General features: G+C 48.7%; 6 protein-coding genes. 2 read left to right on the top strand and 4 right to left on the bottom strand.

Going from position 1 to position 11586, the window contains the following annotated elements; translation table 11 throughout:
- Positions 1-237: 237 nt before the first annotated feature.
- The 4 genes from EXU57_RS14625 to EXU57_RS14610 all read right to left on the bottom strand — a co-directional run bounded on the left by EXU57_RS14625 (position 238) and on the right by EXU57_RS14610 (position 6056).
- The gene (locus EXU57_RS14625; protein WP_133268970.1) at positions 238-1497 is read right to left on the bottom strand and encodes a DUF819 domain-containing protein; all 1260 of its coding nucleotides are present in this window, start codon (positions 1495-1497) and stop codon (positions 238-240) included.
- A 134-nt stretch (positions 1498-1631) separates the two neighbouring features.
- Entirely contained in the window at positions 1632-3443 is a 1812-nt protein-coding gene (locus tag EXU57_RS14620; RefSeq protein ID WP_133268969.1) for an NUDIX hydrolase, read from the bottom strand.
- Between the two features lie 549 nt (positions 3444-3992).
- Positions 3993-4655, bottom strand: a complete 663-nt coding sequence (locus EXU57_RS14615) for a hypothetical protein (RefSeq protein ID WP_133268968.1) — start codon at positions 4653-4655, stop codon at positions 3993-3995.
- Positions 4656-4856: 201 nt separating this feature from the next.
- Positions 4857-6056: a hypothetical protein gene (locus EXU57_RS14610; protein WP_133268967.1), complete on the bottom strand. Its 1200-nt coding sequence runs from the start codon at positions 6054-6056 to the stop codon at positions 4857-4859.
- Between the two features lie 356 nt (positions 6057-6412).
- Between EXU57_RS14610 and EXU57_RS14605 the strand changes: the two genes are divergently transcribed.
- Positions 6413-7363 (top strand): UTP--glucose-1-phosphate uridylyltransferase, encoded by a 951-nt coding sequence (locus tag EXU57_RS14605; RefSeq protein ID WP_133268966.1) that lies wholly within the window; start codon positions 6413-6415, stop codon positions 7361-7363.
- 396 nt (positions 7364-7759) lie between these two features.
- Positions 7760-11092 carry a UTP--glucose-1-phosphate uridylyltransferase gene (locus tag EXU57_RS14600; RefSeq protein WP_133268965.1) on the top strand — a complete coding sequence of 1111 codons (3333 nt, stop codon included), beginning with the start codon at positions 7760-7762 and terminating at the stop codon, positions 11090-11092.
- The last annotated feature ends 494 nt before the right edge of the window (positions 11093-11586 follow it).

Here is an 11586-nt window from a genome sequence, read left to right as displayed (position 1 = left end):
CTGCAATTAATTTGATGCTCTTAAGAATGAAATAAGAAAGAAATTTTTCTCGCCAAATCAATCGGGTAACTTGATTAGGAAAATAGCTGTTGGAATACATCCGCCTTCTTGTACCTGAGGTTATGATGCCAGCGCTTGTGGTAACAATATTAGCTAAAAAAAAGATTTAGAAATTCTTTTCACATATAATATCTTTTTTGAAGAAACCAAATGTTGTGGCTCCTTTTATTGGTACATCTATTTCGGCGCAACCAATTGCATCAATAAACCACATATATAGCCGGCATACGTGCCGATTGCCAGACCGATAATTGCCAGCAAAACCCCGATTGGTGCGAGCGAGGGATGAAAAACGGATGCAACAATCGGCGCCGATGCCGCTCCTCCAATGTTGGCTTCACTGCCAACAGCCATAAAAAAGAAAGGGGCCTTTATAAGCCTGGCCACGATGAACATCAGCACCAGGTGAAAGGATACCCATATAAAGCCGACCAAAAACAAACCAGGGTTACTGAAAATGGATCGTACGTCCATTTGCATCCCAATCGTGGCCACGAGAAAATACAGGAAAATGGTACCAATCCTTGACGCACCTGCTTCCTCGAGCTTTCGTGCTCTTGTCAGCGACAGTGTAATGCCTATGGCAGTTGAGATGATCACGATCCAGAAAAACCCGGAGGTCAGGTTGAATTTCGCAAGGTAAGGTGCGTTTGCGGTAATCCACGGAGCGATGATGTCGGACAGGAAATGTGCAAGCCCGGAAACGCCAAGCCCCAGGCCAACAATGACCATCAGATCGGTTATTGATGGAACACGGTCGCTTTTCTTGTACTGTCCAACCCTTGTAACAAGGTTGTCGAAATCGGTGGTATCCGCCTTAAATAACCTGTTTAATTTTTCCGCTTTACCCGCACCATATAAAACAAAGGCAAGGTTAAGTCCGGAAATAATGATGTCAACAGCAATGGTAGCTGTAAAGATGGCCGGGTTTGGTTTAAAGATTTCGAATAGGGCCACCTGGTTTGCTCCACCACCGGTCCATGTACCGGCAAGGGTGGCAAGCGCTTTCCAAACTTCGTTAGGGGGAGCGCCGCCCACAATGCCGGGTGCGAAGGCAGAAACGATTAACACAGCAATAGGCCCGCCGATAACAATGCCTATTGTACCGGTTATAAACATAAGCCCTGCTTTTTTCCGCAGCTTCCAGAATTCTTTAAGATCGAGACTGAGTGTAAATAACACAAGACTTGCCGGCAGCAAATAGCGTGAGGCAACAAAATACACCTGCGACTTATCGCCAGCGATGAGTCCCGTTGAATTAAAAAAACTTGGGATCAGGTAGCATAATAAAACGGAGGGAATAATTGCGTAGAACTTTTTGAAAAAGGGGTGATTGCTCTCAGCGGTTTTAAATACAAAGGCAAGTGTAATGGCCAGCAGGCCAAGTACTACAGCATCATTGGTAATAACAAGTAATTGAACAAGGGGGATAGCCATAAGCCGCGAAATAAAACGAATTTGAATTAGGGGTTTGCCGGTTTATTCCGGTCGGTTAATCAAAAGCATTCGACGTAACGCAAATGAAGATAATTATTCCGGTTAAGTGGATGTAAGACAAATTAAATAACGTGCTAATGATGCTGTTTTTCTCCGAGCGCAGCATATTTAAATAACCGGAAAGTAAAAGTTTGCTGGTCGCGAATATTCTTGGCAATTACCTCATGCAATTGCTCGTTCCATTTTGTGTATTGATCGATGAACTGATCCGATGCGCTTTTGTTGCCCTGGTATTGGATATCCAAAACTTTGGTCAGCAGTTTAGCAACCACCGGATGATATAGATCATAGTTTATGCGCATTTTTTGACTGGCAGCATCGTATTCCAACAATCCATTTTCAAGGTAAAAGTTCCACTGCATCAATTGCATGGTATTATACGGTTGGCTGCGACGGGGCTTATTGGTTTGAAGAACACGCCGTATGCCCGCAGCATATACTGACCGCAACTGTTCCCTGGTATAGTAGCCTTGTTTATGTAGTGCATCTGCAACAAACAGCGAAACCAGGTCTGCTTTCATTTCCTCGTAAACATCCCCGTTTTCTTGTAGGGCAGCATCGAGTTCCTCGCCATCTTTGGTTTTATCCACGCCCAGGTAATGCCCGATCTCGTGCCATAAGGTATAGTAAAACCCGCCCTCATAGGTTAGGTCGCCGGAATGTGCAGCTTGGGTGGCCACCTGGAACGACTTCAGGTTGGCGTTAAATACGTCGGGGTTTTGCAGGATGTTTGCCCGGATCATAATGGTGCGCCCGTACCGTCGGCCATATAAACTTTCATTGGGCAGGATAGTGGCAGAGTTGCCGCCCCGTGATTGCCCGAAGTCGGATATAACGTCGTAAACACCCACGGAGATATCTTCCTTAACCCGCTTGTGATTTTCATATGGAAGGGCATTTTCCAACGCCTGTATTCCCTGCAGCGCCTTCCTGAGGTTTTGGGTTTCTTCGCGACGGCTCTTTAAAACATTTAACGAGAAAAACGTCTTTACTCCATAAAGCGGATCATCATAGGTTTCGTATGAGCCGATCTGGCTATTCAGGTTTTTGAAGTTGCCGGTTACCCATGCTGCATCACCAGACTCGTAATCGTTGGAAAGCAGGTCGCGGCCGCGGTTTCTGAGAAAGCCGGCATATTCAGGATCATCTTTTTCAACAGCGATCGCCGCCTCGGTTAACAGCGTGTAGGCCCTCACCAGCTCATCTGCATAGGCAAGCGAGTACGGGACCGCATAAAACGCCTTCGGATTTACTTTAAGTTTTTGTAATTGATTTTTCAAGCCAAGGTGCAGCACGTCCAGCACCGGGTACTGCTGTAATTTACTGAGGTCCGACTGCAGGTTTGCGGCAGTGGTACGGCGCACCATTGTTCTTGGATGCAGGATCATGTTTCTTGCGGCGGGGTTAGCATTGAGAAACGCATCTAACTCCGCCTTTGTAGCATCAGCAGGATACATACCGCCACCATCGGGAGCATCGCCAACGGGTAAGAAGGGTAAGCGTTTGTTGTCGGTGGTTACTGCCACCGGGCCCTGGTTAAGCCGGTAAAGGCTCAAAAGATTTTGTGTGAGGATTGGCGAGCCCAAACGTTTGTCCCATTGTTCCAGCTGCGTGGCTGCCTGAACAGCGTTAGGATGACGCTGGCGTTCATACAGCGATTGAAATAGCTTACCCACTTCGTTTAACTTATCAAGCGCTTTTAGTTCACCCTGGCTTAAACCGGTAAGGTCAGGCCCGAGGTAGACCGTTTGCGTTTTATCGATAATAGGTTGACTCTTATCCAGTCCCCAGTAGCCCTGGGGCAGCTTTCCCGCGCGGGGTGAACCTGGCTGGGCAGGTAAATTCAATGTGCAGGCAAGGAAAAAAGGTAGAAAGATGGGTCTCATGAATCATTAAATCTGCTTGGTTTGCAACTTATAGCCGGTCTGAACCCAATATTAAACCATTTTCCTGGGTACAAGCGCCCAAATCAATACGGATCGATGCCGCCTATGGAAATTGCCCCCGTGTCGGGCGGTGATTATAACAAGCGTGCTGTTTTGCAGCCAACCAGTCAACATCAAATAGCCCGATGCCGGCGGTAAGCCTGGTTGATTACAAGCCGCATATTTCCTGGTGCTGGTCATTCGACGGACACGGTGAATGACCAGGCTGCAATGCATGAAGGGGGATGGCGATTGCTGGGTCGGAGTTGTTCGCGCAAGGGATTGGCAGTAGTAGCCTGGTGTGCGTTGGCGATTGTGCCTGGCCACCAGCTACTACAGAAAGCCCGGGCCCGCCATGGCAATTTTGCGGGCTGCGCCCAAACCGTTTTCCAAAAGGTTAAAAAATTCCCGCGGCAACCCCCCATTTTTTAGTTAGCGTTTGCAAGAGATTGCCAGGATACTTACATGACTAAGTACCCATTGTATATAATTGACCCTTGGCTGACTCGCCTATAGGTTCTTAATCCAGATATTAATATCGTGCGGCGCTACCTCATCGCCGCCAAAGTAGGGGTATAGCTGGTAGCCGGATGCCCGGGAGGTTGAGGTTGCTCTCGGAACCGTAACCGAAATACCATTAACCGTAAACACATAGGTATTACCCGCCAAACGAATGCTGCAAGTATTAGTTGCGCCGAATGTTACCGTGGTAATTTCCCGCTCGGGCTCGCGTACGCCGGCATTATACACGTATGCAAACAGGCGTAGCGCCCCGTCGCTCCACCGCCAGCCGATACGTGCACTTTGATGCTGGTGAGCATAGCCCTCCGAAAAGCCATAAAGTTTATTAATGTCGTATTGATTGATATTTCCAGGTCCAAGATCATATTGGGCCGTTTCGTCGAACCTGGCGGTAAACCGCATTTCGCTGACGGTGACCAATTTTAGCACGTTAGGCGTGCAATAATGCTGACCCCTATAAATCGTATACCTTACCTCAGTTGTAGTAGCGGGCGCTTTAGCTCCGGGAGGGGTTATGTCGACAGGGGTAGCGGGTTTTGAGGCTACTTCAGCAATGGTTTTGGCTCCGGATGGACCTGCAACTTCTTTCATATTGTTACTGCAGGCACACATAAAGAAGGCGATGAGCACGAGGCTGAACAGCTTTTTCATATAGCAATCGGGTTTAGTGTATGGGGATATGTTGAAAAACCGACCTTTAATCTAATCGTTTTATCGGGTTGATCCAAGCTTTGAAGGTGCAAATTTTAATGGGCTTTGGGGCTTAAAGCGCTTGAACGAAGCACAATCTGTGGCCGGGGTCAATGCACCGTTGACAATGGAAACGCCTTGTTAGCGATAATTACGGGGATGTCAGAGGCGACCAGGGGGTAGTTTACCTGCTTTTAGTAAGGCAACTTGCTCCTTGCTAAAGGCCGGATTAAAAAGGTGAGCGTTTTCATGATAACACCTGAACAGGTCGGTAATGTAATGCATACGTTCTTTCAGGTCGGCCCAATCGGTGGCTCCGCTTTGGAGCACGCTGTCGCGGGTAGGATCTACAATGGCCAGCAACGCAAGCAAATCCTGGTTGGTTACCTGCAGCAGGCTTGCCGGATAAGCCGCCAGCAGATCGCGGCCAAGTTGCAGGCGTAAATCAGGCGGAAAGGTAAGTGACATGAGGCGACCGGTAAGCATTTTGCGCAACAGGTGTTGTGCCCTTTGAACAAGCGCTTCTATGGCATGATCGAGTATTGCGGTTTTTCGAAAAAAGCTGATTAAAAACAAACCGGGGCTGCTGTTGAACCGGGTGTTTGGAAAAAGTATAGCCAGCAGGTTGTTTTTAACCCATTTGGGATCGATGTCGGCCGTGTTTAGCGACTCGAAAATTTCCGGCTGCAACCTGTTTTGTTCATGAAATCCAATTTCGATGTTGGCGAGGAACTGCGCTTCCGCCTTCTTCTTTACATCAGTTTCAAATAGTGAAGCATAGTAGCGGGTGAAAGCCCGCCTTAGGTATTCCTGGCCATCGGGGGGATTCCCGGGTTTAAGCTGGCTGCAAAAAGCATCGATATGTGCCTTGTTGTATACAGGATCGTAAATACAATGCGCCAAAAACGAAGCAAACAATCGCCCGATTTCCTCAAACACTTTTTTGTTGCCGCGACTAACCGCATTACCCGCCCTTTCTGCGGCAGCAGCAACCAGGCTACCCAGGGCAGACTGCCGGATCTGCTCTGCTGTTTGAGCTGCTCCCAACTGTTTAGCGAGCCTTGCAATAAGCGACAAGGCCTCACCTAGCCCAGGTTCTTTGTCCAACAGTGCCGCCAGCGTACGTTTCAGATCTTCGGTTCTGATGGTTTGCCCTGCCTGTTTCGATGCCCAGGTGGCGAACGTACACCAATTGGCGACCGGGCCGGTACGGGCTGCAATTGCAGCAGACAACTCCGAATAACATTGCGTAATCTGCAGGTTGCGAATAAAGGGGTTTGTAATTTCCGCAATCCTGCTTACTTCGTCAACAGTAGGTACGGGTGGTTCAGCATTGGCCGTTTTACTTACAACAGGAGACATTTTATGGGGATTTAATGATTGTTAGCAGCCAACCTGGTCCACAATCCGCATAGCCACCGATAAATATAATCAAATCAACACCATTTACTAAACAGCTTTAAGTTGAAATTTAAACAGCTGACAGACCAAATCATCCCCTTATTCGTTATTACACGAAAATAAAAAGCAAAAAAGAAAGCGGGTGAATGCGACGGGCTTGTTACGGGTGGCTCCGCCATATAGCAGTACCCAGGCAAGAACCCCGAAACAGCATTTGCTGTATCGGTCCGGTAGTGTAAAAACATTTTTACATTAAACAGGCTTCACTTTTCTTTGCTTCCACGAATCTCCATTTCCCAGTAACCCATTGTAGAAACATGAAAATTAAAAAGGCCGTAATAACTGCTGCGGCAAGGGGCGAACGACTGTACCCCGTGGCCGACACCATTCAAAAGGCCATGCTGCCTGTGATTGATACTGACGGCCTGCACAAGCCGGTGATACAGATTATTTGTGAAGAAGCATTTTCGAGTGGTATTGAAGAGATCTGCATCATATGTGCTCCCGGTGATGGAGAGCGGTACATCAACGCCTTCAAGTCTTTAAAAGACAACCTGAGCAATTCGTTCAAACAGGTGGAATGGGCACAAACCGAGTCGGGCAAAATCGATTATCTGTTGTCGAACATTCGCTTTATTGAACAACAGGAGGCACTTGGTTACGGTCATGCTGTTTATTGTGCAAAAGACTTTGTAGGTGATGAGCCATTTTTATTGTTACTGGGCGATTACCTGTATGTATCCAACCTGCTGCAGAAGCGATGCGCGCGGCAATTGATCGACCTTGCATCCCAGGAGCAATGTTCGGTTTCGGCGGTTAATCCCACCATCGAGCACCAGGTTACCCGTTATGGCACGCTTACAGGCAAACAATTGCCAAATACCCAGGGGGTTTACCAGATCGAAAAAATCATTGAAAAGCCTTCGTTGAGTGTTGCTGAGCTTGAGCTGCAAACACCCGGGCTGCGTGTGGGTTATTACCTGTGCTTTTTCGGTATGCACGTTTTTACCCCTGCAGTATTCGACCTGTTGCAAACCGAAATGGCGCAACAACCCGCCAACATACTGCTGACCCCGGTTTTGCAGCAACTGGCCCAAAACGAAAAATACCTGGCGCTGGAGATGAAGGGTAGCCGCTACGATTTAAGCGGCAGGCATGGTTACCTGCGTGCACAGGTTGCATTAGGTTTGGCTGGTGAAACGCATAATGAAACGCTTACTACCCTGGTTGAACTACTTGCCGAAGCAAACGGACGAAATTTCAGGTAATGCTTTTTTAAACAATAATACCAGCCGTAACAACACAGGCAAATGGTTAGCAGGATCACTGCAAACAAGGGAATGAATAGCGTGCTGACCTGTTTTTTTGGGCTCCCGGCATTTGCTTTCTGGTTATCATCGTTGCCGGCCGACTGCGCCGGTCGGACGCCCGCCCGGATGAACCGGTTCGGACGGGGGCGTCGCACTCTTGTACGGCAAACCAATGCTGAGCTGTGCCAATACAAATGGAGAATAGCAGGTGGAAATACGAGCAATGCAACAAACCGGGTAATGGCGGGCCTGAACGACACGCGATACTGCTTTGCAAGGTGTAACCACCCGGACTAAAGAATCGATTGACCGCGGAACGTATCAAATACCGGCGGTAATTACAACATATAACACATGAATGTTTTTATAGAAACCATAACCGCTGTAGACACCAGTAAGCGTAACCGTTCTTTTTTTGAGTTGAGCAAAACACTCACTCCAAAGGCACTGTTTGCAGCGCTTGTAGAGCTGGATGCCTTTCGGAAGTCGACGCCGAACCTGTACGATAAGGTAAGGGCAATCCTGTTTCTTTATGCTGGATTCCGGTTCTTTTTGCAGGAAGATGGGAGCACTCCTGCTGCGGGCAAAATTCCGTACGCCGGCTTCGAGGACCTGCTTGCGCGTCGCTTCGAACATGCGATCACTACTTTCCTCAAAGAGCTTGAACAGCATGGTCCGAATGCTACCCTGTTTAGTGCGCTTGCAGAAAGCTATCACCAGCTATCTTTCCAGATCCTCGCCGACCAGGTACGAAAAAGTGTGCGCTCGAGTAAAGGCAACCAATGGATGTTCAGGGTTGGCCACGAGCAGGAACATCCTATCCGGATACATCAGAAATTGTTTAAAAAAGAAGAGGGCTCGATATACTACCCGGTGCTGCACGAACATACTTCCGTGCGTATGGACCTTACCCATAGCGGCTGGTCCGACATATTTTTCCTCGGCATGGACTATCCCGAAGGTGCAAGGGTAATCAACCTTTCTATAAACCTGGGTGTGTTTGGCCGTGATAAAGACATTCGTCCACCATTACACAGTTATGTAAGGGTTATTTCCGAACCCGTACTGCGGATCACCAGTATCGACCTGAACACGACCAAAGACATTACCGACCTTGCAGACCTGTTCAACTTTGGTAATGACTACCTCAGCCTCATCAAGGCAGGAGTAATCGCCTCGGGGTTAATACCACCATCTTTTGAAGGAACCAACCAGTCTTTACCCAACATACTTGCGCGTATTGTTTCGCCGGGAATGGGCATCGAACTCGTGACCAAGGTAAACGACATTCCAAAAGGCTCGCGTTTCGCTGTTTCTACCAACCTGCTGGGCTCAATCATCAGTTTGCTGATGCGTGCAACAGGACAAACCCAGCAGCTTGAGGGCGGACTTACCGAAAGTGAACGCCGGCTGGTTGCATCACGGGCAATCCTGGGAGAATGGATCGGCGGGTCGGGAGGGGGCTGGCAGGACTCCGGAGGTGTTTGGCCAGGGATCAAAGCGATACAGGGCACATTTGCACAGGAGGGTGATCCGGAATTCGGTATCAGTCGCGGTACCTTACTGCCGCGGCATCGCGTATTGCAAAACGGTGATGTTCATCCCGAGATGGCTGAAAAAATCAACCAGTCACTCGTATTGATGCATGGTGGAATGGCGTCAAATGTTGGCCCGGTGCTGGAAATGGTAACCGAAAAATACCTGCTTCGTGGCGAACGGGAGTGGAGTGCCCGCCAGCAAACCAACCAGATTTTTGATAACATCCTTGCTGCGATTAAAGAAGGCGATATCAAAAAACTCGCTACCAATACGGAGAACAACTTTTTCGGGCCCATCAAAACAATTATCCCATGGGCCACCACTTATTATACAGAGCAAATCATCAGCAAAGCAAAGCGTGAATTTGGCGACGATTACCTCGGCTTTTTGATGCTGGGCGGTATGTCTGGCGGGGGTATGGGTTTGTTCGTAAACCCGGCCCGTTACGAGGAATATAAGGTCAGGGTGCTTGACATATTGGGTAAGACCAAATCTGAGTTGTCTTCATCATTGCCGTTTGCCATGGAGCCTGTGGTGTACAATTGGAACATCAACGAAAAAGGTACCTGGTCAACCCTGCATACTGGTGGCGACGCGCTGATGCCTGAGCAATATTATGCCATCCAGGTGTCGGAACTGGTGCGTAAGGATCCCGCTACAATTGCTTACCTGCGAAGGGCCGAGATCGATTATTTTACCACGCACTGCGAAGAAAATAATCTTGCTTACCCGTTGTTGCGCACGATCGTGAGCAACTTGTTTAAGGTTTCCGATCCTACATCGCAAACCAACCGTGGAAACGAAAATGATAATGCTGACCGGATCAAAAAAGAAAACGGCTTCGACTTTATACAACACGAAGAACTGCGTGCCGACCTTCAAAAGGGTAGGATAGGGCTTTCGCGCAACCGCCTGCCCGTTGATACGAGCATTGAAGATATACAACTGGGAGATGTTGGATTACTCGAGGAACAACCCAACCGGGGTTCCGGCACTTCGGCCATTAAAACGGGCAAGGTTGCCGTGATGAGTTTAGCCGCGGGTATTGGTACCCGGTGGACCAAGGGTGCCGGGGTAATTAAAGCGATTAATCCCTTTGTTGAAATGCAGGGTGTGCACCGCAGCTTTCTTGAAATTCACCTCGCCAAAACAAAAAAGGTTGCCGCCGAACATGGGGCCACCATCCCGCATATTGTAGCTACCAGTTATCTTACCCATGCTGCCATCGGTAAAAAGCTGGGTGAAACCAACAACTTCGGTTATGCCGGGCCGGTGTATCTTTCTGAGGGCAGGTCGATCGGGCAGCGTTATGTACCTATGGTTCGCGACCTGCACTTCCTTTACGAGGAAATGCCGCAGGAAACACTGGACGAGAACAAGCAAAAGGTTCGCGACGCAGTGCGCCGCACCATGATGGGATGGGCAACAGCGAAAGGCGAAGGTTCCGACTATGTTGACAATATCGCCGCGCAGCGCTTTTCACCATTGGGACATTGGTACGAAGTATCGAACCTGCTTCGCAACGGAACACTGGCAAAACTGTTAGCGCAACACCCTGAGGTGGAGACCATGATGTTACATAACATTGATACCCTTGGTGCGGATGTGGATCCTGCCGCGCTGGAATACCATTTAAACTCCGGCAACGTGCTCACCTTCGAAGTAATTGCCCGGCGGATCGAAGACCGGGGTGGTGGACTGGCGCGTGTAAATGGCCGTCTTCGTTTATTGGAAGGATTGGCGCAGCCAAAAGAAGAAGACGAACTGTCGCTAAGTTATTACAACTCCAACACCACGTGGATACAGATAGACCCGCTGCTAAAGTTGTTTGGACTCAACCGGAACGATCTGCAGCGAAATGACCCTGACCAGCTTTCGAAAGCGGTAAGAAGTGTTGCCCAGCGCATACCAACTTATGTAACGATTAAAGATGTGAAATACCGTTGGGGCCATGGGCAGGAAGATATTTACCCTGTGGCGCAGATGGAGAAATTGTGGACCGATATGACGGCGCTCCAGGATCTGAAATGTGGTTACCTGGTGGTTCCGCGCACACGTGGCCAGCAGATGAAAGACCCTGCACAACTCGACTCCTGGGTTACCGATGGAAGCAAGGCTCATGTTGCGGGCTTGTGCCATTTTGATTAACGCTCAGGCAGGTTTTGCAATAACAAAACGCCCAGGACCATATCAATTAACTGATTGCAAGAACCATCAGGCGCCCTGTTGCCGTATTCATTTTTTTTATGGACCGGGCATTGTTGCATGGATCAACTTTTCTTGCCCGCCCGGATGAACCCGGTTCGGACGGGCGTCGCACTCTTGTACAATTTGTCCATTATTCGACGAAGCATTTTTGCGCAGTAATATGCCTGTTTGTAGTAAGCGGCTGCGATACAAAATTATCTCTGAAATATTAAAAATAAGCGCCTACCCGTAATGATCAGGTTACGGGTAGTTTTTATTTGGGATTGCCACATGCGTGTACGATACGCTATCGCGGTTGCCCGAACATGGAAAGCGTTCGACTACCGGCGGTAAAAACATCCAGGTTGTTTAGCATTGTTTCTCGCTTCTATCTCCAACGCCGAAGGCCCCCTCTGCGAACTCACTTAAACCATGAACTGTAATTTGCTCTGCTA

Source organism: Segetibacter sp. 3557_3 (genome assembly GCF_004354985.1).
Classification (GTDB): domain Bacteria; phylum Bacteroidota; class Bacteroidia; order Chitinophagales; family Chitinophagaceae; genus Segetibacter.
This window is presented reverse-complemented; position numbering and strand designations above follow the sequence as displayed.

Bases quoted from the DNA above. Each gene is read 5' to 3' on its own strand.
- EXU57_RS14605 (WP_133268966.1), top strand. From the start codon at position 6,413: ATGAAAATTAAAAAGGCCGTAATAACTGCTGCGGCAAGGGGCGAACGA.
- EXU57_RS14610 (WP_133268967.1), bottom strand. From the start codon at position 6,056: ATGTCTCCTGTTGTAAGTAAAACGGCCAATGCTGAACCACCCGTACCT.
- EXU57_RS14625 (WP_133268970.1), bottom strand. From the start codon at position 1,497: ATGGCTATCCCCCTTGTTCAATTACTTGTTATTACCAATGATGCTGTA.
- EXU57_RS14600 (WP_133268965.1), top strand. From the start codon at position 7,760: ATGAATGTTTTTATAGAAACCATAACCGCTGTAGACACCAGTAAGCGT.
- EXU57_RS14615 (WP_133268968.1), bottom strand. From the start codon at position 4,655: ATGAAAAAGCTGTTCAGCCTCGTGCTCATCGCCTTCTTTATGTGTGCC.
- EXU57_RS14620 (WP_133268969.1), bottom strand. From the start codon at position 3,443: ATGAGACCCATCTTTCTACCTTTTTTCCTTGCCTGCACATTGAATTTA.